The sequence below is a fragment of the Limosilactobacillus urinaemulieris genome (genome assembly GCF_932750685.1).
Lineage (GTDB): Bacteria > Bacillota > Bacilli > Lactobacillales > Lactobacillaceae > Limosilactobacillus > Limosilactobacillus urinaemulieris.
Map to the genome: position 1 here is coordinate 106,189 of NZ_CAKOBX010000004.1, position 25,080 is coordinate 131,268.

General features: G+C 41.4%; 13 protein-coding genes. 11 read left to right on the top strand and 2 right to left on the bottom strand.

The genetic code is table 11. From position 1 onward, the window contains the following. Positions 1-27 precede the first annotated feature (27 nt). The 4 genes from MR181_RS04190 to MR181_RS04205 all read left to right on the top strand — a co-directional run bounded on the left by MR181_RS04190 (position 28) and on the right by MR181_RS04205 (position 17,702). Positions 28-528 carry a hypothetical protein gene (locus tag MR181_RS04190; protein WP_242335229.1) on the top strand — a complete coding sequence of 167 codons (501 nt, stop codon included), beginning with the start codon at positions 28-30 and terminating at the stop codon, positions 526-528. 210 nt (positions 529-738) lie between these two features. Beyond that, positions 739-1,725 (top strand): hypothetical protein, encoded by a 987-nt coding sequence (locus MR181_RS04195; RefSeq protein ID WP_242335232.1) that lies wholly within the window; start codon positions 739-741, stop codon positions 1,723-1,725. A 269-nt stretch (positions 1,726-1,994) separates the two neighbouring features. Continuing rightward, complete coding sequence (locus MR181_RS04200) at positions 1,995-3,491, top strand: hypothetical protein (RefSeq protein ID WP_242335235.1); 1,497 nt, start codon at positions 1,995-1,997, stop codon at positions 3,489-3,491. A gap of 516 nt (positions 3,492-4,007) precedes the next feature. Then, positions 4,008-17,702 (top strand): serine-rich glycoprotein adhesin, encoded by a 13,695-nt coding sequence (locus MR181_RS04205; RefSeq protein WP_242335238.1) that lies wholly within the window; start codon positions 4,008-4,010, stop codon positions 17,700-17,702. A 136-nt stretch (positions 17,703-17,838) separates the two neighbouring features. On the opposite strand, the gene MR181_RS04210 is transcribed toward MR181_RS04205, so the two are convergent. Next, the gene (locus MR181_RS04210) at positions 17,839-18,081 is read right to left on the bottom strand and encodes a hypothetical protein (protein WP_242335240.1); all 243 of its coding nucleotides are present in this window, start codon (positions 18,079-18,081) and stop codon (positions 17,839-17,841) included. Positions 18,082-18,099: 18 nt separating this feature from the next. Continuing rightward, entirely contained in the window at positions 18,100-18,672 is a 573-nt protein-coding gene (locus tag MR181_RS04215; RefSeq protein WP_242335243.1) for a sigma-70 family RNA polymerase sigma factor, read from the bottom strand. Between the two features lie 216 nt (positions 18,673-18,888). Here MR181_RS04215 and MR181_RS04220 point away from each other — a divergent pair, with 216 nt between their 5' ends. The 7 genes from MR181_RS04220 (at position 18,889) to MR181_RS04250 (ending at position 25,067) form a co-directional block, all read left to right on the top strand. Next, on the top strand, positions 18,889-19,608 hold the full coding sequence (locus tag MR181_RS04220) for a hypothetical protein (RefSeq protein ID WP_242335246.1): 720 nt from the start codon (positions 18,889-18,891) through the stop codon (positions 19,606-19,608). Between the two features lie 100 nt (positions 19,609-19,708). Then, positions 19,709-20,113 carry a transcriptional regulator gene (locus MR181_RS04225; RefSeq protein ID WP_242335249.1) on the top strand — a complete coding sequence of 135 codons (405 nt, stop codon included), beginning with the start codon at positions 19,709-19,711 and terminating at the stop codon, positions 20,111-20,113. 394 nt (positions 20,114-20,507) lie between these two features. Next, positions 20,508-21,491, top strand: coding sequence for an LCP family protein (locus MR181_RS04230; RefSeq protein ID WP_242335252.1), 984 nt, complete (start codon positions 20,508-20,510; stop codon positions 21,489-21,491). 169 nt (positions 21,492-21,660) lie between these two features. Further along, the gene (locus MR181_RS04235; protein ID WP_277956488.1) at positions 21,661-22,542 is read left to right on the top strand and encodes a YveK family protein; all 882 of its coding nucleotides are present in this window, start codon (positions 21,661-21,663) and stop codon (positions 22,540-22,542) included. Between the two features lie 14 nt (positions 22,543-22,556). Then, entirely contained in the window at positions 22,557-23,312 is a 756-nt protein-coding gene (locus MR181_RS04240; RefSeq protein WP_242335255.1) for a CpsD/CapB family tyrosine-protein kinase, read from the top strand. A 13-nt stretch (positions 23,313-23,325) separates the two neighbouring features. Then, complete coding sequence (locus MR181_RS04245; protein WP_242335257.1) at positions 23,326-24,099, top strand: tyrosine-protein phosphatase; 774 nt, start codon at positions 23,326-23,328, stop codon at positions 24,097-24,099. Positions 24,100-24,134: 35 nt separating this feature from the next. Then, positions 24,135-25,067, top strand: a complete 933-nt coding sequence (locus MR181_RS04250) for an NAD-dependent epimerase/dehydratase family protein (RefSeq protein WP_242335260.1) — start codon at positions 24,135-24,137, stop codon at positions 25,065-25,067. The last annotated feature ends 13 nt before the right edge of the window (positions 25,068-25,080 follow it).

The following is a 25,080-nucleotide window of genomic DNA, read 5'->3' on the forward strand; positions in this document are numbered from 1 at the left end:
TATTGGAGACCGAAAGGAGTTTTTTGAGTGGATCAAAATATTAATCCGCAAAAGTTAATTGATGATCTTCAACATTGGATTACTGCTAACCGTGAAGATCAGGTATGGACACGGCATGAGTCTCTATACCTTGAAGTCCTTGCGCAGTGGAAAGCAGTTAATCGTTACCGTCCTGAAAATGGAACAGCAGATGATCAGCGGCTATACCAGCTATACTGGATAGCCATGGATCAATGGCACCAATCATTTGCCCAGCAAAGTGAAGAAATCTTTACGGCGCTCCCAATTCAAGCAACGGATAAAGTTGGTTTTTATGACGGTGTTCTTCAAGAATTGCAAACTGTTATCTTAGACCGACTACCACAGGTTCAGCAGGCCAAAATTGTGCGCATGACTAGTTTTCTCAATATTTTGCGGGTTAGTGTGAATGATATGACTAAATTAAGTTTGGATGATCTGAACGTGGTTGACATGTCACTTTTATTAGATTATTGGAAGTTCCTTGGGGATGCATTGAGAAAGTTTTAGGTTAAATTTGTACATTGCGAAATCAGTTTACTAGGGTTATAGTAATAGTTGAGTAATGAATTAATCTATCAACTGAATTATGAAAAAGAGGTTAGCTTCTATTGCAGTAATTTAATGGAAAACAATTACTGTATTCTTGTGGATTTTATCCATAAGATAACCGCGATTCTGCTAACGGAATAATGATTTAGCAAAGGCAGTGGTAATATTATGGAAAATAAATCTGAAACGTCAGCAAACAATAAACAGGTCTTAACAACTAGTCAAGCACCGACACAATCTCTCAAAAGAGAAAGTGAATCAGCACCAAAAGACTTATCGACTAATAAGGATACAGAATCCTTATTTGTTGCGACTGCATTTACGTCAGCAACAGGGGAGGGCGAACCGCTCTCCTTACGGACGAAGATGAGTTTGGCTGATTATCGGTCAATGCTTCGGCAACAACTCGAGGATGCGCAGTCTGCGGTATCTAATAATGAATTATCGACAGAACCGGACGTTCAACAGACGACAACGGAATCTGCTGGAAAGAAAATTCAAACAATTTCTATCACCCAACCGCAAACACCAGCATTGGTTAATCCTGCAGCAGTAAAGGCAAAAGTTGACCAAGTTGTTGCTAAAGAAGTTGATGATCAAGACGGCGAGAAGTTTCTCCAAATTCCAATCCGGGAGATCCATTTTGTCATTAACAGTAAGCAATCGAATGCTTCAAAGCTAAAACAGTTTCTAGCTAATGGGGAGAGCAACCTGTTTAAAATTATGGGAAACGCAATTAATGTGGTTCCAGCAAAGCAATTTAGCGGTAAAGTTGCTCCGGTTAAGTTGAGTGTAACAACAGTTAATGGTGATCGGCATACGGTCGATTACGTTACCACAATCCTGAAACCAGCAATTGCATATTCTGCTGACCACCAAAAGGATCAAGTTGTTTTCCGTGCTGGAAATACTGATGTTCCTTTAAAGAAGGCTAATGTACAGCAGGTCTTCTTTGCTAAGGATGGTAATAACACAACAATTATTAATGTTACTGCTAATGGTCAAACTGTTGGTGAGGCACAAATCGATCCGGCAACTGGAGAAATTAACCTGGTTCAGTTATCAGGCTATACCGGTCAATTGGACGAGATTACTGTTTTGATTTACCTGAAGAACAATCAGGTAGTTAAGTGTAGCTATCAACCAGTATTTTAAGACTGAGCATTTAATTAACACTTGTTTAACGATTTGTTAATTAATAACGTTAAAAATAGAAGAAAATTATACCTCTATTCAAAAAGATAAAAGGCTAAGTGACGATGTTTACTTGGCCTTTTATCTTTTTGAACACTTGATAATAAATTTATTGTTATTTTTTTAACAAGTCACTTGAAAAGGAGAATGGAAGGGGCTAATATTAGGTTAAAATAATGTTAAGAAAATTTTAAGGTTATCAGTTGAAAGCCTTGCAGGAGGGACGTTAAATGACCGATTATGATCAAAAAATAAACACCAAACCTAATAACGTGGCCGGTCGGTCCGTTTCCGGCAAGGTTGACGGTAACGCTGCACTGGTTAACAACGTTAATGCTGGGATGGGCCAAAATAAGAGTAAAACAAAGGGTTCGCTTATCATCAATTCAGTTAGTGGTGATATGCAGCATCCCGTTCAAGTAGTTTCTTTCTCGCCTAATGCAGCGGGAAAGTATGATCCAATTAGTTTGAAGGCACCTCAAGGAGTCCTGCTTGACCAATATGGTAATCAAATTACTAGCTTTGATCCCACCACAATTGTAAAGGAAGGGCGAAACGCACAGATTTACCTTGCTAATATGTTTATTGGTGGTCGGCAACAAAGCTTTGGCTTGTTAGGGACACAGGTTCAGGAAAAGACAATTGATATTCAAAATGATCAGGGCGTCAAAACCTCATTTGCATTGAGCACCTCGCCATACCTTAATGATCCGCAACGGACGCAATTTGTTTCGTTTAACCAGAAGAGTGCTCAACAAGCGGTTGCTACTTTACCGGCACTAAAAGCTGATGAAAATGGTCAGCCGATTGCTGGTGCTAACGTGGGAACCTACCAATTAACATTTGTCGCAACTGATAAGCTATTCCAGTTAAAGGTAGCCTTTTATAATAACGACCTTCAATATGAGGGTAAGATTGCGCCGGTTTACATCATTGCTAATGATGAGTTCTCTCGTGTTGGATTCTTGCAATACCAGCCAAATACCCTTCTTCCGCAATACCATTTGCAGAGAAGGATCATGTTTAGTGATACAACAACGAGCTTGTTCCTATACACTAACTTAACGATTGAGCAGTACCAGACGATGATTAATAACCTATACAGTAATTCTAGTTATGTTCCGCAAATTACGGCACGGCGGTTAATCCTTCCTAATGGCCAGCCAATTTTAGAATTACCAGTGACTAAGTTAAGCTTCGTGGTTAATGGTCAGGAAACACCAGCTAAAGTATTAAAGCAAAAGTTAATTGGCGGTGGGGTAAATACCTTTACCTTAACCCAGGGAAACAAAATTCATTTTGAAGCGGCTGCCGGATTCAGTGGTCAAACGTCACCAATCAAGTTATTAGCGAAAACCGCAAATGGTGATTCACACGAAGTTGATTTTACAATTGACGTTGCGAAATATGATATTAAAAATACCACGTATGTTAATGGTCAGAATGGTCAATCAAAGGTTGAGGTTGTTGCCGGAAAGGTTCTTCCAAATATGAAGATTTCGGCTGCTCAGCCAGCAGTTTTTGTTAAAAATAACAAGACAACGACCGTTATCGAAATGACGGCAAATGGTGAACGAATTGGTGAAGCAGAGATTGAGACTGATAGCGGATTAATTACTTACTACCCAGAACGGTCATTTGTTGGGACGGTTGATCCCCAAACAGTTTGCGTCTTCATGCGCAACGGTCGTAAAATCTGTACTACTTATCAACCAACAATTCAATAGAAGAAACTTGTCGACGGGAACTTAATAGAAGCCATAAACGACTTCTGTTAAGTTCCTTTTCTTTTACCCTTAAACCTAAGTTATCAATTGAAAACCAAAAAGCAAAAGTACGGTACAGAAATCGCTAAAAAGTCTATAAGACAATCAACATATGATGGATATTTCATTAGATTAAATAATTATTTGAAACTTTTTCTTTTACCAATTAGCTTTAAATAAAAAATAAATTTGTATTTTCCAAAATAATGTTGCTTATTTGAAGTCACTAAATGCTGTTAAATAGAGTGATTGACAGCTTTTCCATATTCACTAACTAAATGCATAATTGAATGCCGATAAATGCCTTAACAGTAGTATTGCAGAGAAGTAAACAAGCGATAAATAAATTCAATCAAAAGTGTTAACATTTTCTAAGAATCGTAATAAACTATTACTTGATAGGAGTTTAATAAGTTTTTCATTTTCTTAATTAATTCATTACATTTACTTAACTATTTAATGAGAGGGAGCTTTTTTATGGTCAATCGGAGAAATAAAAAGAAGATGTTCAATTCTGATGACAGTAAAGTAAAGCTTTACAAGACTCACCAGGGTTGGATGAGTTCTCTGGATCGGTTCTTCAAGCTTCTTGCTGTTCAAGATAAGAACAGTGTTAAGGCAAAGAATGCGGACCCAGATGCATTAGACGAAAGTAAATTAAGTGACACGACAGAAGCTTATATTAAAGGGTTGTCTGCAATGACTGCCGTTCTTGGTGGTAGTGCAATGATGACCGGAAATGCTTTTGCTGATACTAATGTTCAAAAGCAAGCTAACTTAAACGGTGAACAAGTTTTAGGGACTGCTTCTCAGACTGAATCAACTTCAGCTTCCGTGAGCAACCAAAACTCTAGTACCGTTGATAGTTTAACCGCTAATAGTACTAGCCAATCACGGACTTACTCAGAAAGTAACGTTCAATCAAACAGCAACAGTACTAACTCAACTAGTATGAGCAATGCTTCAACTTCTGAAAGCGGTAGTACATCCACTTCAACAGCAAGTGGTTCTACTTCAACCTCAACTTCCAGCAGTTCAAGCACTAGTGGCTCAACTAGCTCCTCAACATCTACTTCAGGTGCTTCAAGTACTTCAGGTTCCACTTCAACCTCCGCATCTACCACTTCTGGCAGTGCAAGTACTATTGGTAGCCAAGTAAGCAGTACTAGTGGTTCAACTTCAGGTTCAAATAATAGCCTGAACACATCCGCTGCTAGTTCAACCGTTAACTCAATGAACAGCACCACACTAGGTGACAATGTTAACTTAGCTGGAACTGCAACATTAACAGTTAATGGTAAAACTATCCAGGAAGGTAATCAAAAGCTAACTGCCAAACAATTAGCAAATCTATTTGGTACTAGCCTTGTTCAAAAACAACAAACTGAGATCGTTACCAGCAAGGATAACGGTGGCGTTGATGTTTCAACAGTTGCTGAGTTCCAAAAGGCAATTCAAGACAAGAATGTTACTAACATTAACTTAGTCGGTAACATTGACTTCAGTAATTATGGATATGGTCAATTAAACATTAGCCACTCATTGAACATCAATGCTAATGGTTACAAGATGTACTTTAACGGCAATAAGGCTGGTTCTACGTATGTCAGAAATAATAACAATAACATTGCAATTAGTAATAGTACTGCTGATACCACTACTGAAGTTACTGTTAAAAACGCTGACATCTACACTTCTTCAAGTTATGGTGCATTCCGGCCATTAAGTAATCCGGGTAACACTAACTTAGTCCTTGAAAATACTAATATTACTGGTGGGACTGCAGTTCGTTCTGAAACTGTTGGTCAAGGTCAAAACAAGGTCACCATTAAGGGTACAGTTAACATTAATGCTGCTAGTTCTTACCAAGCAGAAAATGGAGCAGATGTTAACACTTACTTCTGGGCTAACCCAAACGATAGCCAGGGTACATCACAACTTTACATTGCTAATGGGGTAGATGTGAGCGACGGTGCAACCTTGAACATGAATGCTAATGGCTTAACCGCCTACAACGTTGATGCTCGGGACAACATTCATGCTCATGAATTTACTGTTGGCAACAACGCCACTGTCAACATGGAAGGCTCAACCACCGGTAACGTGATCATGAACCAACCAATTGCTGGTAATAGTTGGAACCAAGGTAATAGCTTTACTGTTGGTGATAACTCTAACGTTAACATGAAGTCATCTAACTTCAATGTTTTGATGAACAATGGTTCTTCAAATGATTATGAAAACAACGTAACCATTGGTAAGTCTAATGTTAACTTAACAATTGACGGTAGTAGTAATTCACGTTCTGATCAGGATGGCAATATCATGTCATTTGGTAGTAATAGTTACTACACAGTAAATGGTGGTCAAAGTGGAATTTCAACTGGTAATTCGTCTAAGTTCCAGATGGATATTAATAATGGTGCAACCTTAACAGCTACTACATATGGGGATGCATCTAACATTTCAACAAATCAGGCTAATGCTACCGTATCTATTAATAATCCAAACGTAGTTACCTTTAATAAAGGAACAGGTTATGTATATAACAGTACTGCTAGTCAACAAGATATCCATGTAGGAGTTAATGCTTCAAATATTGAAGTTACCGAAGCTGGTACTACTACTAAGTCAGCCATATTGATTAGTAGTTATGGAAACTATTCAAATGGTGGTGGAGTAGTTTCTGGAATATACATTAGTCCAACTGAAAATGTTAATACTGACTTACAAATTGCTAAGCAGCAACAATTAGCAACCAATCTTTTTGGCAATGTTAATAAGCCTAATACTACACAAGTTGTATACAACGGTAAAACAACGCTCAGTGAGTCAACCTCTAAGAGTACCAGCAATAGTGAATCGGCTTCTAAGAGTACAGCTGACAGTGAATCTAACTCAAAGAGTATTGCTGATAGCGAATCTAATGCATCGAAGTCAGCTTCACTTTCTAAGAGTACTGCCGATAGCGAATCTAATGCATCAAAGTCAGCTTCGATTTCTAAGAGTACAGCTGATAGTGAATCTAACTCAAAGAGCATTTCTGAGCAAAATTCTACTTCCAAGAGTATTTCGGAAAGCGAGAAGTCTTCAACTTCAGAAAGTATTTCAGCAAGTCAATCAAGCAGCTTAAGTACTCAACAAAGTCAGAGTAAGTCGACTTCTAAATCAACTAGTGATAGTCAAAAAGATTCATTAAGCACATCACTCAGTCAAAGTACATCAAGTTCACTTTCTACTGATCAAAGCAAGTCAACTTCAACATCTATCAAGAATAGTGAAGAGGCTTCAAGCTCACTTTCTACTAGCCTTAGCGATTCTACTTCTAAGTCTGAAAGCTTGAGCAAGTCACTTAGCGGTTCACTTTCTGCTAGTCAATCCTTGAGTACTTCAGCTTCAGATAGTAAGTCAACTAGTGAATCAGTAAGCTCCAGTGAATCTACTTCAACGTCTATCAAGGATAGTCAAAGTACTTCTGCCTCAGCTAGTGCAAGTCAATCTGAATCAACCAGCTTGAGTGATAGCAAGTCAACTGCTGAATCAGTAAGTGCAAGTCAATCAACTTCAACTTCGATTAAGAACAGTGAAGAAACATCCAGTTCGCTTTCCACTAGCTTAAGTGACAGTAATTCCAAGAGTACGAGTTTAAGTGATTCAGTTTCAACTTCAGACTCAATTAAGAAGAGTCAAGACGCATCCTTGAGTACTTCATTGAGTGACAGCACTTCAAAGAGCGAATCAGTAAGCTCCAGTGAATCTACTTCGGCTTCAATTAAGAATAGTGAAGAGGCTTCAAGCTCACTTTCCACTAGCTTAAGCGATTCTACTTCTAAGTCTGAAAGCTTGAGCAAGTCACTTAGCGGTTCACTTTCTGCTAGTCAATCCTTGAGTACTTCATTGAGCAACAGCACTTCAAAGAGTGAATCAGTAAGCTCCAGTGAATCTACCTCAACGTCTATCAAGGATAGTCAAAGTGCTTCAGCATCCGCTAGTGCAAGTCAATCTGAATCTACTAGCTTGAGTGATAGCAAGTCGACTGCTGAATCAGTAAGCGCCAGTCAATCAACTTCTACTTCAATTAAGAATAGTGAAGAAACATCTAGTTCACTCTCCACTAGTTTGAGCGACAGCGTATCGAAGAGTACGAGCTTGAGTGATTCTAAGTCAACTAGTGAATCAGTAAGCTCCAGCGAATCCACTTCAACGTCTATCAAGGATAGTCAAAGTGCTTCTGCCTCAGCTAGTGCAAGTCAATCTGAATCAACTAGCTTGAGTGATAGCAAGTCGACTGCTGAATCCGTAAGTGCTAGTCAATCGACTTCAACTTCAATTAAGAATAGTGAAGAAACATCTAGTTCACTTTCAACTAGCTTAAGCGATTCTACTTCTAAGTCTGATAGCTTGAGCAAGTCACTTAGCAGCTCACTTTCTGCTAGTCAATCCTTGAGTACTTCAGCTTCAGATAGCAAGTCCAAGAGTGAATCAATCAAGAACAGTGAAGATTCATCCTTAAGCACTTCACTTAGTCAAAGCACTTCAAACTCACTTTCAACTGATCAAAGTAAGTCAGTTTCAACATCTATCAAGAATAGTGAGGATGCTTCAACTTCAGCTTCAGTAAGTCAATCTGAATCAACCAGCTTGAGTGATAGCAAGTCAACTTCTGAATCCGTAAGTGCTAGTCAATCGACTTCTACTTCAATTAAGAACAGTGAAAGTAGCTCAACTTCTGAATCAATCAAGGATAGTCAAAGTCGTTCATTGAGTACTAGCCTCAGTGCCAGTGAATCAACTAGTGAATCTGTTAAGAACAGTCAATCCACTTCAGACTCAATCAAGGATAGTCAAAGCGCTTCAGCATCCGCTAGTGCAAGTCAATCCTTGAGCACTTCACAATCTGACAGTACTTCGAAGAGTGCTAGTTTAAGTAATAGTACCAGTCGTTCACTTAGCGACAGCGTAAGTTCAAGCTTAAGCTCATCACTTTCTACTAGCCTTAGCGATTCAACTTCTAAGTCTGACAGTTTGAGTAAGTCACTCAGCGGTTCACTTTCTACTAGTCAATCCTTGAGTACTTCTGCTTCTGATAGCAAGTCTAAGAGTGAATCTGTTAAGAATAGTGAAGAATCATCGTTGAGTACTTCGCTTAGTGAAAGCACTTCCAGTTCGCTTTCCACTGATCAAAGTAAGTCAGTTTCAACGTCTATCAAGAATAGTCAAAGCGTTTCTGCATCAACAAGTGCAAGTCAATCTGAATCTACTAGCCTTAGTGACAGTGAATCAACTAGCAAATCTGTTAAGAACAGTGAATCTACTTCAACATCTGTTAAGAACAGTCAAAGTGCTTCAACATCAGTAAGCACAAGTCAATCCTTGAGTACTTCAGTATCTGACAGTACTTCGAAGAGTACTAGTTTGAGTGATAGTACCAGTCGTTCACTTAGCGACAGCGTAAGTTCAAGCTTGAGTAGTTCACTTTCCACTAGTTTGAGCGATTCTATTTCTAAGTCTGACAGTTTGAGCAAGTCACTCAGCAGTTCACTTTCTGGTAGTCAATCTGAATCTACCAGCCTTAGTGATAGTGCTTCTAAGAGTGAATCTGTTAAGAATAGTGAAGATTCATCATTGAGTACTTCACTTAGTCAAAGTACTTCCAATTCACTCTCCACTGATCAAAGTAAGTCAGTTTCAACTTCGATTAAAGAAAGTCAAGATGCTTCTGCTTCAGCTAGTGCAAGTCAATCACTCAGTACTTCATTGAGTGACAGTACATCCAAGAGCGAATCCGTATCTAACAGTACTAGTCGTTCACTCAGCGATAGTGCAAGTGCCAGTCTTTCATCAAGCCTCAGCACTTCTGGTTCACTCAGTACTAAAGCAAGTCAATCCTTGAGCACTTCATTGAGTGACAGCACTTCAAAGAGCATTAGTTTGAGCAACAGCAACTCAGTATCCGATAGCATTAGCAACAGTGCATCACGGAGCTTGAGTACTAGCCTTAGTGACAGTGCTTCAACTAGTGAATCTGTCAAGAATAGTCAATCCACTTCAGACTCGATCAAGGACAGCCAAAGTGCTTCTACATCAGTTAGTGCAAGTTCAAGCTTGAGTACTTCAGTATCTGACAGCACTTCAAAGAGTACCAGCTTGAGCAACAGCACCAGTCGTTCACTCAGCGACAGCGCAAGTTCAAGCTTGAGTTCATCACTTTCCACTAGTTTGAGTGATTCAACTTCTAAGTCTGATAGTTTGAGCAAGTCACTTAGTCGTTCACTTAGTTCAAGTCAATCTGAATCAGCTAGTCTTAGTGATAGCGAATCAGTATCTGACAGCTTAAGCAACAGTGCAAGTCGTTCACTTTCCACTAGTCTTAGTGACTCCGCTTCTAAGAGTGAATCAGTAAGTTCAAGCGAATCAACATCAGCATCTGTATCTAACAGTGCTTCTGCATCCGCAAGCGCTAGCGCAAGTCAATCCTTGAGCACATCAGTATCTGATAGCACTTCCAAGAGTGACTCCTTGAGCAACAGTACCAGTCGTTCACTTAGCGATAGTGCAAGTTCAAGCTTAAGTTCATCACTTTCAACTAGCCTTAGCGATTCTACTTCTAAGTCCGATAGTTTGAGCAAGTCACTTAGCGGTTCACTTTCTGCTAGCCAATCCGAATCCACTAGCCTTAGTGATAAGGCATCACGGAGCCTAAGCACGTCACTCAGCGACAGTCAATCCTTGAGTACAAGTCTTAGTGGTAGTATTTCAAAGAGTAATAGTCTTAGCGACAGCTTGAGCCGCTCCTTGAGTACATCATTAAGTGATGCTAACTCCAAGTCAGAATCCACTAAGGATAGTGCTGAAGCTTCACGGTCCACTAGTTTGAGCGAATCAGTTTCAACTAGCGAATCTGTAAAGCAAAGTGAATCAGTATCCTTGAGTACGAAGGAAAGTTCAAGTCTTTCAACTTCACTTTCAACTAGTCTCAGTGATAGTACTTCACTCAGCAACAAGGCTAGCCAATCCTTGAGTACTAGTCTTAGCGACAGTATTTCAAAGAGTAGCAGTCTCAGCGATAGCTTGAGTAGTTCCTTGAGTACTTCACTCAGCAAGAGCGACTCCTTAAGCACTTCTGTAAGTGATAGTACTTCAACCTCTGATAGCTTAAGCAACAGCGCAAGTCGTTCACTTTCAACTAGTCTTAGTGATTCTACTTCTAAGAGTGAATCAGTAAGCTCCAGCGAATCAACTTCAACATCTGTATCTAACAGTGCTTCAGCATCCGCAAGTGCTAGCGCAAGTCAATCCTTGAGTACTTCAGTATCTGACAGTACTTCGAAGAGCGAGTCCTTGAGCAACAGTACTAGTCGTTCACTCAGCGACAGTGTAAGTTCAAGATTGAGTTCATCACTTTCCACTAGTTTGAGTGACAGTACTTCAAAGAGTGACTCCTTAAGCAACAGTGCAAGTCGTTCACTTAGTTCAAGTCAATCCGAATCCACTAGTCTTAGCGATAGTGCATCAGTTTCAGATAGCTTGAGCAATAGCGCATCACGGAGTTTGAGTACTTCGGTATCCGACAGTGCTTCAAAGAGCGAATCCGTATCAGCTAGTGAATCAACTTCAACATCTGTTAAGGATAGTCAAGAAGCATCAGCAAGTGCTAGTGCAAGTCAATCCTTGAGCACATCAGTATCTGATAGTACTTCAAAGAGCGAATCATTATCTGGTAGTGCCAGTCGTTCACTCAGCGATAGCGCAAGTGCCAGTCTTTCGTCAAGTCTCAGCACTTCCGGTTCACTTAGTACCGAAGCAAGTCAATCACTCAGCACTTCCTTAAGTGACAGCACTTCCAAGAGTACCAGCTTGAGCAACAGCAACTCAGTATCCGATAGCATTAGTAATAGTGCATCACGGAGCTTGAGTACTAGCCTCAGCAATAGTGCTTCAACTAGTGAATCTGTCAAGAACAGTGAATCAACTTCAACATCCATTAAGGATAGCCAAGAAGCTTCAACTTCAGTTAGTGCAAGTCAATCCTTGAGTACCTCATTGAGTGACAGTACATCAAAGAGCGACTCCTTAAGTAACAGCACTAGTCGTTCACTTAGCGACAGCGCAAGTTCAAGCTTGAGTTCATCACTTTCCACTAGCTTGAGTGATTCTACTTCAGTTTCTGACAGTTTGAGTCAATCACTTAGCCGTTCACTTAGTTCAAGTCAATCTGAATCTACTAGTCTTAGTGACAGTGCTTCAACATCTGATAGTTTGAGCGACAGTGCATCACGGAGCTTGAGTACTTCAGTATCTGACAGTACATCAAAGAGTGAATCTGTATCAGCTAGTGAATCAACTTCAGTATCTGTATCTAACAGTGCTTCAGCATCCGCAAGTGCTAGCGCAAGTCAATCCTTGAGTACTTCAGTATCCGACAGTGCTTCAAAGAGCGAATCCGTATCAGCTAGTGAATCAACTTCCGACTCCATTAAGAACAGTCAGTCTGCATCTACTAGTGAAAGTGCTAGCGCATCGTTGAGCACATCACTCAGCAAGAGTACTTCAACTTCTGATAGTTTAAGTGACAGTGCTTCAACTAGTTTGAGTTCTAGTGAATCCGCATCATTGAGCACTAGTTTGAGTGGTAGCCAATCCGAATCCACTAGTCTTAGCGACAGCGCATCACGGAGCTTGAGTACTTCAATCTCAGACAGTCGTTCACTCAGCACATCTGTAAGTGATAGCGAATCAACATCTGACAGCTTAAGCAACAGTGCAAGTCGTTCACTTTCAACTAGTCAAAGTGACTCTGCTTCAAAGAGTGACTCCGTATCAGCCAGCGAATCAACATCAGCATCTGTATCTAACAGTGCTTCAGCATCCGCAAGTGCTAGTGCAAGTCAATCCTTGAGCACATCACTTAGCGACAGTACTTCAACTTCAGACAGTTTGAGCAACTCCGCTTCAACTAGTTTGAGTTCAAGTGAATCTGCATCATTGAGCACCAGCTTGAGTGGTAGCCAATCCGAATCCACTAGTCTTAGCGACAGTGCATCACGGAGCTTAAGTACTTCAATCTCTGACAGTCGTTCATTGAGTACTTCAGTAAGTGACAGTTCTTCAACATCACTTTCAACTAGTCTCAGTGACAGCACTTCACTTAGCACCAAGTTGAGTACTAGTGGTTCAACGTCAACTAGCCTTAGCGACAGCGCATCACGGAGTTTGAGTACTTCCGTATCTGACAGTACTTCCAAGAGTGAGTCAGTAAGTGCTAGTGAATCGACTTCAACATCTGTTAAGAACAGTCAAGAAGCTTCAACTTCAACTAGTGCAAGTCAATCCTTGAGTACTTCATTGAGTGACAGCACTTCAACTTCAGATAGTTTGAGTAACAGCACAAGTCGTTCACTCAGTGCTAGTGCATCAACATCATTGAGTTCAAGCTTGAGTAGTAGTCAATCTGAATCTACCAGTCTTAGTGACAAGGCTAGTCAATCCTTGAGCACCAGTCTTAGCGACAGTATCTCAAAGAGCAGTAGTCTTAGTGATAGTTTGAGTAGTTCATTGAGTACTTCCCTCAGCAAGAGTCAATCCTTGAGCACTTCTGTAAGTGATAGTACTTCAACTGCTGACAGCATTAGCAACAGTGCATCACGGAGCTTGAGTACTTCAGTCTCTGACAGTACATCAAAGAGCGACTCCGTATCAGCTAGTGAATCAACTTCAGACTCTATCAAGAACAGTCAATCAGTATCTGCTAGTCAAAGTGCAAGTGCATCATTGAGTACCTCAATTAGCAAGAGCACTTCAACTTCAGATAGCTTGAGTGACAGTGCTTCAACTAGTCTCAGTTCAAGCGAATCCGCATCGTTGAGTTCTAGTTTGAGTACCAGCTTGAGTGGTAGTCAATCTGAATCAACTAGTCTTAGCGACAGTGAATCACGGAGTTTGAGTACTTCAGTATCCGACAGTCGTTCATTGAGTACTAGTTTGAGTGATAGTGCTTCAACTTCACTTTCAACTAGTCTCAGCGACAGTACTTCACTTAGCACCAAGTTGAGCACTAGTGAATCAACTTCAGACAGTTTGAGCAGCAGTGCTAGTGCATCATTGAGTACTTCAATTAGCAAGAGCACTTCAACCTCAACTAGTCTCAGTGATAGCGCATCACGGAGCTTGAGTACTTCAGTTTCTGACAGTACATCAAAGAGCGAATCTGTATCAGCTAGCGAATCAACATCAGTATCTGTATCTAACAGTGCTTTTGCATCCGCAAGTGCTAGTGCAAGCCAATCCTTGAGTACTTCACTTAGCGACAGTACTTCAACTTCAGACAGCTTGAGTAACAGTACAAGTCGTTCACTCAGTGCTAGTGTAAGTTCTAGCTTGAGCGGCTCACTTTCAACTAGTCTCAGCGATTCTACTTCAGTATCCGATAGCTTAAGTCAATCACTCAGCACTAGTGTTAGTGATAGTCGTTCATTGAGTACTAGTCTTAGCGACAGCAACTCAGTATCAGACAGCTTGAGCAACTCTGCTTCAACTAGTCTGAGTTCAAGTGCATCTGCATCCTTGAGCACCAGCTTGAGCGATAGTATCTCAAAGAGTAGCAGTCTTAGTGATAGCTTGAGTAGTTCATTGAGTACTTCCCTCAGCAAGAGTCAATCCTTGAGCACTTCTGTAAGTGATAGCACTTCAACTGCTGACAGCATTAGTAACAGTGCAAGTCGTTCACTTTCCACTAGTCTCAGCGATTCAACTTCCAAGAGTGAATCAGTAAGTTCAAGCGAATCAACATCAGTATCTGTATCTAACAGTGCTTCTGCATCCGCAAGTGCTAGCGCAAGTCAATCATTGAGTACTTCACTTAGTGGTAGTGCTTCAACTTCAGACAGTTTGAGCAACAGTGCATCACGGAGCTTGAGTACCTCAGTATCTGACAGTACATCAAAGAGTGAATCTGTATCAGCTAGCGAATCTACTTCCGACTCTATCAAGAACAGTCAATCAGTATCTGCTAGTCAAAGTGCTAGTGCATCACTGAGTACATCACTCAGCAAGAGCACCTCAACTTCAGATAGCTTGAGTGATTCCGCTTCAACTAGTTTGAGTTCTAGTGAATCCGCATCATTGAGTACTAGTTTGAGCATCAGCTTGAGCGATAGCCAATCCAAATCAACTAGTCTTAGTGACAGCGCATCACGGAGTTTGAGTACTTCCGTATCTGATAGTCGTTCATTGAGTACTAGTCTTAGCGACAGCAACTCAGTATCCGACAGTTTGAGCAACTCCGCTTCAACTAGTCTCAGTTCAAGTGAATCCGCATCCTTGAGCACTAGCTTGAGTGGTAGTCAATCAGTATCTACTAGTCTTAGCGATAGTGCATCACGGAGCTTGAGCACTTCAGTATCCGACAGTCGTTCACTCAGTACTTCATTAAGCGATAGCGAATCAACATCACTTTCACTTAGCGCAAGTCAATCAACTGCTTCTGTCAGTGCAAGTCGTTCACTCAGCACATCATTGAGTGATAGCGAGTCTGTATCAACTAGTCTTAGTGACAGCGCAAGTCGTTCATTGAGTACTAGTCTTAGCGACAGCAACTCAGTATCTGGCTCCTTGAGCAACTCCGCTTCAACTAGTTTGAGTTCAAGTGCATCTGCATCATTGAGTACTAGTTTGAGTACTTCAACATCACTTAGTTCTAGTGAATCCGCAAGCTTGAGCACTTCAGTATCTGACAGTCGTTCACTCAGCACCAGCCTTAGTGACAGTACATCAGTATCTGATAGTTTGAGTAACAGTGCATCACGGAGCTTGAGTACTTCAGTATCTGACAGTCGTTCACTCAGTACATCTGTAAGTGACAGTGCTTCAACCTCATTGAGCACCAGCCTCAGCAACTCCAACGCTGATATGAGTCGGAGCTTGAGCGCATCTGCTTCATTGAGTACATCACTCAGCACGAGTGTATCTGTATCAGAAAGTCTCAGTGAGAGCGCAAGTCGTTCACTCAGCACATCCTTGAGTGATAGCACTTCCGTATCTGACTCCTTGAGTAACAGTGCAAGTCGTTCAATGAGCACTTCTGTATCAGATAGCGCATCACGGAGCTTGAGTACTTCAGTTTCTGATAGCAACTCTGTATCTACTAGCTTGAGCAACTCCGCTTCAACTAGTTTGAGTTCTAGTGAATCCGCATCACTTAGTCTCAGCGGTTCACAAAGTGCTAGTGCATCTGCAAGTGCCAGCGCAAGTCAATCATTGAGTACTAGTCTTAGTGACAGTGAATCAACTTCAACATCTGTATCTAACAGTGCAAGTCGTTCACTCAGCACCAGCCTCAGTGATAGTACTTCAGTATCTGACAGCTTGAGTACTAGTTCATCACGGAGCTTGAGCACTTCACTTAGCGATAGCGAATCTGTATCAACTAGTTTGAGCAACAGTGCAAGTCGTTCATTGAGTACCTCATTATCTGACAGTACTTCAATTTCTGACTCCTTGAGTACCAGTGCTTCAACTAGTCTCAGCTCAAGTGAATCTGCTTCAGCTAGTGCAAGTCAAAGCGCATCTACTAGTGCAAGTTTGAGTACTTCAACTTCAATGAGTACGAGCGCATCCGCATCACTTAGTCTTAGCGGTTCACAAAGTGCCAGTGCATCTGCAAGTGCTAGCGCATCAACTTCCGCTAGTCTATCAACGAGTGCTAGTGAATCACTCAGCACATCATTGAGCAACAGTGCTTCAGCATCCAGCTCCTTGAGTACGAGTGCTTCCGCAAGCCTTAGCGCAAGCGCATCAACTTCTGCTAGTGAATCTGCATCAACTAGTGCAAGTCAAAGTGCTTCAACCAGTGCAAGCTTGAGTACTTCAACTTCAATGAGCACCAGCGCATCTACAAGTCTTAGTGCAAGTCAATCCTTGAGCACCTCATTATCTGACAGTGCATCAATGAGTTTGAGCGCTAAGAACTCACAAGCCGAAGCAAGCCGTTCCGCATCCGCAAGTGCTTCAACCAGCCTTAGCACCAGCGAATCTGCTTCAACTTCTGCAAGTCAAAGCGCATCACGGAGCTTGAGTACTTCAGTTTCTGACAGTGCTTCAACATCAACATCACTTAGCGCAAAGCAAAGCCAAGTTGATGAAGCTACTAGTCAATCACTCGCAAGTCTCAGCTTGAGCATCAGTTCTAGTGAATCTGCTTCGATGAGTTTGAGTACTTCATCCAGTGCATCCGCATCAATGAGCACTTCAATTAGTGCTAGTGCTTCTGAATCACTATCTGCAAGCCTCAGCACTTCAAATGGTGATAACAGCACGAGCGAATCACATGCTGGATTAGATAGCGCAAGCATGAGTAAGAGTAAGTCAGAATCTATCAGTGCAAGTGAATCAACTAGTGCATCACTTAGTGCTAGCGAATCAATGAGTGACTCAATTAGCACCAGTGCTTCTGAATCATTATCCGCAAGCCTCAGTGCTTCTAACGGTAATAACAGCACAAGTGAATCACATGCCGCTGGTTCTAAGTCTGAAGGTACTTCAACTGGTAGCAACTCTAGTTCAGAATCAGTTAGTGCATCCGCTTCAACTAGTCAAGTTATCTCCAACTCCATTTCAAACAATGACCCAGCATCACGGAGCTTGAGTATCAGTGTTAGTGAATCACAATCTGCTAGTGAATCAGTACAACAAAGTGCAAGTCTCAGTGAAAGCTTGAGTAACGCTTCAAGTGTCAGCGGTAGCAATGGTGGCCAAACTTCAACCAGCATCAATAATGGTGGTAAGAACAATGGCAACCAAGGCAATAACGGTAACAACGCCGGTAACGCTGGTAACGCTGGTAACAACGGTGCTGCTAATAATGGCAACGGTGTAATCAACACTGGTAATACTGGCTTCGCTGGTAACGGTGGTCTTACTAACCTCGGTTACGATACAGGTGCAGGTCAAGTTGCATCAAGCCTTGACTTCGGTGCTGCAGGTCTTGCTGGTAACGGTGCTACTGGTACCGGAGCTGGTAATGGCGCAGCTGCTAGTCAGAAGGGTCACATGAGATTACCACAAACTGGTAATACTGGTAACGCTCAAATGTTAGCTGACCTTGGCTTCATCTCCGCAATGTTTGCTCTTCTTGGCATCGCAGGCGGTAAGAAGCGTAAGGATGACAATAAGTAGTCAGTGTTAAGTAACTAATGCGAAGTAATTCCGCATGAATAGAAATAAGGACTAATGGTCTTTCACCATTAGCCCTTATTTTTTGGTTTAAATTGAAAACGCCAGGATCGTATTTTCACTGATCCTGACGTTTTAGTTATTGATTAAGCCATTGGTTAAGAAAGTCCCGTAATTGCTCGACATCTTCTCTTGTTAGGGAGAAAGTATTGTCGTAAGTTTTTCCGTTGAACCCGACATTGGTAAGAAGAACCTCTAGTCGGCTGGCATTTTCCTGACTTGGCTTGATGCTGAGCTCATTTTGGCAACCATCATCGCGGTCTTCACCATCATAGCGAGAGTGAAACCACTGATCCTGGTTGCTGGTTTGATGACGATTCACGTTACCACCTCGTTTTTATTATAAACTAATCGGATCATTGAGCGCACGAGCTTTTTTAATCAGCCCCCGTTTCCAGGAATAAACCGTTTGACGGGAAACATGGTACTTTTCGGCAATCTCGCTGTCCTTGAGATCGAAGAGTAAAACAGCGTGCAGGTAGCGCTTTTCGTTTGGTGAACAATGTGCTTCTAGATGGATGAAGAAGTCGCTGTTTTCGCGACGGACAAAACCATGCTGGCTATTGCGATCCACGGTAAAGTGGTTATGAGTGTTTTCGTCCAGTGATTCATCATTGATTGAGCCAAGCCAGTGCTCTCTTTCCCAAAATTGGTGGCGTAATTGATCCAACAACCGCCAGTAGATTCGCTTATAGGCAAAGTTCATTAGCCGGCGTTCATTTTCTGGATTATTAGGATTGTCAGGAAAGTGAGTGTAGGCATGGCTAAAAATGAGACAGCCTTCCTGGAAGAGGTCGTCGTAACAGTCATGGGTTGGTAGAATGTGGAGTTGCTGAAGGACACTGTGAACGAGATTAATTCGCTTGTTTGTCGATAAGTAAACGAGGCCGTCAATTAATTTTTGATTTGTCATTTGGAAACATCCTTTGTGAGATTATTCCCAAGAGCTCTTGAGTAGCTTTAACTTAACAGGAAGCCGCTGACTGAGCGAATGATAGAAAATGAATTATGTTGCGCGAAAAACCATTGACGCCGGTTGCATAATCGTATATTGTATTATTCGTTAATTAATGAGCAATCTTTGCCGGCATTTTGCTCATTTTTGAAATTTGAAAGGGAGGCCACCTACATGGATGAAATTATTGACGTTTCACGACTAGGCGATCTTAAGAATTATTCAGTTACCACTGTATTTCAACCGCGATGGGATAATGTTTTACTGATGACACCGTATGACCGGAAGCGGACGTATATCTTGACGACCGATGGTGCAGAATTAGTATTGGAGCAACGATTGCAGGAGGTCTTGCGGAATTTTGGGGAGTTCGCTGGGGTTCATCAGATCGAAATGCAGACGTTGTACAGCATTGTTAAGGGACAGACTACGGGAATTATTGCTGGTCACTATGAACTGGTGCCAACATGTGGTCGGGGAAACAGTCGGGTTGCTTATTACATGGCCCATCATATTGATCATTACCAATTGAACCAGGAGAATAATGGCGTTTTGATTACTTTTAAGGGTTGTGATCAAAGGTTAGTTACGGTAGCCGTCGAAACATGCATGAAGACCTTTGAACGATTGCTTCATCAGGCGCATGAAGTTGGTAAGATCCAACTCGAATCGGTAAAGAATCTTTGTAATAGTTTTGGCATCGGCAACAATGAGGTTGGGCGCTTTACCTGTGAGACCACCGATCATGAACAATTCCTGCATCGTAAGCAATATGAACGGGTTTTCATGGATCAAATTTTGAAAGTAGTTGGGCAGACCGCAGATCGATGTTATGGTGAGGATTTTACGGCAGACTTTTACAAGCAATTACGGCGAATTCTTGGTCGATATTGAGATTATTTATGTACATAATACTAACAATTTGTCTGATAATCTGTTAGAATTCAACTGAAGGGGGATATTTTCAAAGCGGACAGGACATGGAAGTGTTATTATGATGAGTAATTCTAAACAAAGTGGTTTTGAATATGCAAAGAAAATTCTCGCTGATTCTGATCTGGTCGGGCTTGTTTTCTGGTTAGGATTCCGACCTTTCAATGAAGATGAACTATCTACTTTAATTGAGAGTTCGGATGAGAAAATTGAACTTGCCCTGCAGAAATTGCAGCAAAATGGTGTCGTAAATCCAATTAAAGATGATCAGGAGAAATGGACATTGACGAATGATGGCGACGACTTGCGAAATATGTTGATTTCGTTAAGTGTTTGGGGTCGCCAGCAGATGGATAATCAAGAAGAGATTATTCCAGAATTGATTGTTGAGCCGGAACGAGTTGCTAACCTGAAAGAATTGGTTAAGTTTCGTGACGGTGTTCTGCGTAAGTACATGAATATCTAATAAAAAGTTGTCTCATAGGGGACCAGAGCATTCCGCACTGAAAGGTGGGGGATGCTTTTTTGATGGAAAAATAAGTTAATGGTCGATAAAATTTTGCTAAATTTAAAATGAGCTTATTTGACTAATATGATGATTCTTTCAGGTGCTAAATTATGATTGCTGTTCTTAAATAGTTTGATAAATTCAATGCTGACAAGGAATACGAACGTTACTCCACGTGGAGGGGAGGAGGGGGTGAAAGATCGCTTCTAATTACTTTTCTCTTGATAAATAATTTTTAGCGAGATTTTAATCTCCTATTAGAATGGCTTTAATTAGCTAAATGAAAGTGGTAAGATACAAAAGTTAAAGTTTATGGAAAAATTAAATAATTTACTAGTGGGGAGAAATAAGTATGACGGAAAATGATTGGTCTTCAAAAAATAGCGTAGAGAAGCACCATCATCACAAGCATCATCATCGCCACCATATGCGACGGGGATGGAAGATCTTTTGGTCAATTTTCGGGGTGTTAGTTGCAATTCTACTGATTTTTGCGGGGGTTGCTTACCATAATCTCACCGTTACTACTGGCGATATGTACAGCACTTCTGGAGCAAATCCCAAGAGAAATGCACAAAAAGTACTAGCACAAAAAAAGCCAGTGTCGATCCTATTAATGGGAACCGATACTGGTGAATTTGGCCGAAGTGATAAGGGGCGGACAGATACCTTAATGATCATGACCCTTAACCCGAAGACAAAGACAACCACGATTGTTAGTTTGCCACGGGATATGAAAGTTAATTTACCTGGCTATCCAGAGTATTCGCCATCAAAGATTAACGCTGCTTATACTTATGGTGGCGTTAAGGAATCAATTAACACGGTACAGAAGGAATTTAACGTTCCAATTGACTTTTACCTGTTAGTCAACATGAATGGTCTGGAAAAAGCCATTAATAAGGTTGGCGGTGTTGATGTTGTTTCACCATTAACCTTTAGTTACGAGGGACACTCTTTCCAAAAAGGGAAGAAGTATCACTTAAATGGAGAAACAGCTCTCGCATTTAGTCGGATGCGGCATGAGGATCCAAATGGTGACTATGGTCGTCAGCAACGGCAACGGTTAATCATTGCGGCCCTTCTAAAGAAGTCCGTTTCTTACAAGACCGTTTTGAACCGGAGCTTCTTACATTCAATCGCGGATAGCTCCCAAACGGACTTAACGATGCACGATATGATGCAGCTCGCTCAGCACTATTCCGCTGCCCGTGACCACATCGTTCAAGACCATGCCGAAGGGGATAACGACAACGAAGGCGGGACTTCCTTCCAAGTGGTTAACCACGATGAACGGCAACGAATTAGTGATTTGTTGGAAAAAGCTTTAGAGTGAGAGCCAGCAAAGAACTTGCGGAAGGCTAACAATTTCTCCCGACAACGGCGTCTTGCGCCTAGGAGGGAGGTTGTTAGCCCTAGCAAGTTCCTGGCGAACACGTTTCGCCTTTGTTGCCTAACCCTACCTTATTAATGAATAAAAAATCTAAACAACAGGAGAATCAAAAGTGAATACTAATAGTTCTACCGAAAATGCAAGTCGGGAAAACCAAATTGACTTGCACCGGTTAATGGAAATCTGTCGCGATCACGCCAAACTGTTCATCCTTTGGACAGTGATTATGGGAATTGTTGGTTTTGTGGTTGCTGAGTTTGTTATTACCCCACAATATACAGCTTCAACCCAAATCTTGGTTAACCAGAAGCATGATAACGCTGACGGCCAAGCGTATAACAACCAGCAAGCTGATATTCAAGTGATCAATACCTACAAGGACATCATCACTAACCAAGTGATCCTTTCTAAGGCCAGCAAGCAGTTGGAAAATCCTGTCAAGGTAATTACGCCAGCAAAGAAGGCTGTTTACCGTGAGAACGCGAATGGTCGGCGGGTGTTGGTTCGTTCAGCTAAGCCAGCAGTAGTGGAACGGACAAATGGTAAGTCCTACCACGTTACTACCACTCAGCTGAAGAAGGCAATCTCAGTTCAAACCCAGCAAAATTCTCAGGTCTTCACCTTGAATGCCAAGACGAATAACGCTGAGGAATCAGCTGCGATTGCTAATACGGTGGCTTCTGTATTTAAGCAACAGATTAAGCATATTATGTCAGTTAACAACGTGACAATTATTTCACGGGCGAATACACCGAAAGCTGCTGCATTCCCAAACAAGAAGCTCTTTACCTTAGCAGGGGCTGTATTAGGACTTCTCCTTAGCTTTGCCTATGTTCTGATTAAGGAATTAACCGACACCACAGTGAAGAGTGACGACTTCTTGACGAATGAGCTTGGCTTAACCAACCTTGGTGCAGTTGGCCACATTCAAATGAGTGCCGACCAAGATGGAATTGGCGCTAGTCACTCTGCCGACCATCACCGACGGGTTTAAGGAGGTTTCCTAAGATGAGTTTATTCAAAAAGAAAACGAATATTAGTAATGAAACGATCCGTTACGGGACCAAATTAATTACCGTCAAGGATCCCAAGAGTGTCATCTCTGAACAATTCCGGACAATCCGGACAAACATTAGCTTTATGGGAATTGATCACCCAATCAAGACCTTGGCCTTCACTTCCGCCAACATTAGTGAGGGGAAGTCAACCGTTACTGATAATATTGCGGTTGTTTGGGCCAATTCTGGTAAACGAGTGTTATTAATTGATGCTGATCTACGCCGGCCAACACTCCACCAGACTTTTAATATTGCTAATCGTGAAGGGTTAACTACTATTTTGACCAGTGATGCCGCAGAAATGGACATTACGAATATGATTAAGAAAACAGAGATTGATAATTTATCAATTTTGACTTCTGGACCAATTCCGCCCAACCCCGCTGAATTATTGAATTCTCAACGAATGCAAGCATTGATTGCTAGTGTCGAACAAAATTATGATGTTGTAATTCTTGATGTTCCGCCAATTCTTGCCGTGTCTGATACCCAAGCGTTGGTTAGCCATCTTGATGGGGTTGTTTTGGTTGTGAAGATGGGGCAAACAGAAAAAGCTGGCCTTAAGCGTTCAGTTGAATTATTAAAGCTGGCCCATGTCAATATCCTGGGCTACGTAATGAATGATGTTGGCCGGAATGGCGACTCTGCTTACGGTTACGGCTATGGATATGGTTACGGCTACGGGTATTCATCAGATAATAAGTAAGGACTGATTAGTTATGGTAATGGTTGATCTACATTGTCATCTTCTTCCGGGAATTGACGATGGCTCCAAGAATATGGAAATTTCATTACGATTAGCACGCGAGGCGGTCGAAAATGGGGTGACCCATGCCTTGCTGACGCCACATCACATGAATGGTCGTTACGTTAACCATAAACAAGATGTTATTAAGTTGACGAACGATTTTCGGGAGCAATTAAAGGCGCGTCAAATTCCATTAACCGTTTTTCCAGGACAGGAAGTGCGGATCAATGGACAGTTAATTGATGCATTGGATCATGATGACATCCTGTTTGCGGATGAGGATAACCGTTACCTAATGTTAGAATTTCCGGACGATGATGTGCCACATTACACTAATCAAATGATCTTTGAACTTCAACAACGGGGGATTGTTCCAGTAATTGTTCACCCCGAACGGAATACCAAGATTATGGAACAGCCGGACTTGTTGTACCAGATGCTGGAGAAGGGATGTTTATCTCAGATTACTGCGAGTTCATATGTCGGGACATTTGGTAAGAAGGTTGAGGATTTTAGCCGAAAACTGATTGCTAATGGTCAGGGTTACCTGTTTGCTTCTGATGCCCATGATTTACCAGGGCGAAAGTATGAGATGCGTCAGGCATTTGATAAGTTGAGTCAGGAGTTTGGTCCGGATTTAGCTAAACGGTATGGTGACAATGCTCGAGCAATTATTAATGGGGAAAATGTTCCCGTGAATGAAGTACAGCCGCTGAAGAAAAAGAAGCATTTCTTGTGGTGGTAAGTGTTAGTTATCGAATATAGGGGAGGAAAATAAAAGTGACTAAGGTGTTAATCACAGGTGGAGCCGGATTTATTGGCTCGTTTTTAGCTCACAAGCTAGTTAATTTAGGTTGTGACGTTACGATCGTAGATGACCTTTCGATGGGACGTAAAGAGAATATTGAAGATATTGATGTTACTTTTTATCAACATGATGTCTGTGATCATCAGTTTATGCACGAGCTGCTTACTAAGGGAAGGTTCGATTATATTTATTATTTAGCGGCTGTATCAAGTGTCGCTGATTCAGTAGAACGCCCACTAGAAACTCATGAAGTAAACCAAGAATCAGTGGTTGATACTCTTGAATATATTCGTAAAGAACAGCTACCGATTAAGAAGTTTCTGTTTACTTCTTCGGCAGCTGTTTATGGAAATTTACCTGATTTTCCTAAGCGGGAGGATTCACATGTTCAGCCATTGACTCCATATGCGATTGATAAGTATGCGTCTGAACGGTTCACCATTGATTACGGTAATTTATATGGTTTACCTACTGCAGCAGTTCGTTTCTTTAATGTTTATGGACCTCGACAAAATCCTGATTCACCTTATTCAGGGGTTCTTTCGATTATTACTAAATGTATGAAAGAAGGCCGACCATTTACATTATACGGTGATGGCTCGCAAACTCGTGATTTTGTTTATGTGGATGATGTTGTCAATGCTTTGATCACTATTTCAAAACAGAACGGTAAACCTCGAGTATATAATGTAGCAAATGGTGGGGAGACACCGTTGATTGATGTTATTCACACATACGAGAAAATTTCTGGTAAAAAGATTTCAATTAACTATGAAGAAGTTCGGAATGGCGATATTAGTAAGTCTAAAGCTGATATTAGCCGGTTAAAAGAAATTGGCTTTCAGCCTCAATGGTCGCTTGAAGATGGTTTGAAGAACTACTGGGATTATTATTCAAAGAATTAATCTATTGGAGGAG

What these genes read in the sequence shown, in the direction of transcription:
- MR181_RS04195 (WP_242335232.1), top strand. Translation starts at nt 739, where the DNA reads ATGGAAAATAAATCTGAAACGTCAGCAAACAATAAACAGGTCTTAACA.
- MR181_RS04200 (WP_242335235.1), top strand. Translation starts at nt 1,995, where the DNA reads ATGACCGATTATGATCAAAAAATAAACACCAAACCTAATAACGTGGCC.
- MR181_RS04205 (WP_242335238.1), top strand. Translation starts at nt 4,008, where the DNA reads ATGGTCAATCGGAGAAATAAAAAGAAGATGTTCAATTCTGATGACAGT.
- MR181_RS04215 (WP_242335243.1), bottom strand. Translation starts at nt 18,672, where the DNA reads ATGACAAATCAAAAATTAATTGACGGCCTCGTTTACTTATCGACAAAC.
- MR181_RS04220 (WP_242335246.1), top strand. Translation starts at nt 18,889, where the DNA reads ATGGATGAAATTATTGACGTTTCACGACTAGGCGATCTTAAGAATTAT.
- MR181_RS04225 (WP_242335249.1), top strand. Translation starts at nt 19,709, where the DNA reads ATGATGAGTAATTCTAAACAAAGTGGTTTTGAATATGCAAAGAAAATT.
- MR181_RS04230 (WP_242335252.1), top strand. Translation starts at nt 20,508, where the DNA reads ATGACGGAAAATGATTGGTCTTCAAAAAATAGCGTAGAGAAGCACCAT.
- MR181_RS04240 (WP_242335255.1), top strand. Translation starts at nt 22,557, where the DNA reads ATGAGTTTATTCAAAAAGAAAACGAATATTAGTAATGAAACGATCCGT.
- MR181_RS04245 (WP_242335257.1), top strand. Translation starts at nt 23,326, where the DNA reads ATGGTAATGGTTGATCTACATTGTCATCTTCTTCCGGGAATTGACGAT.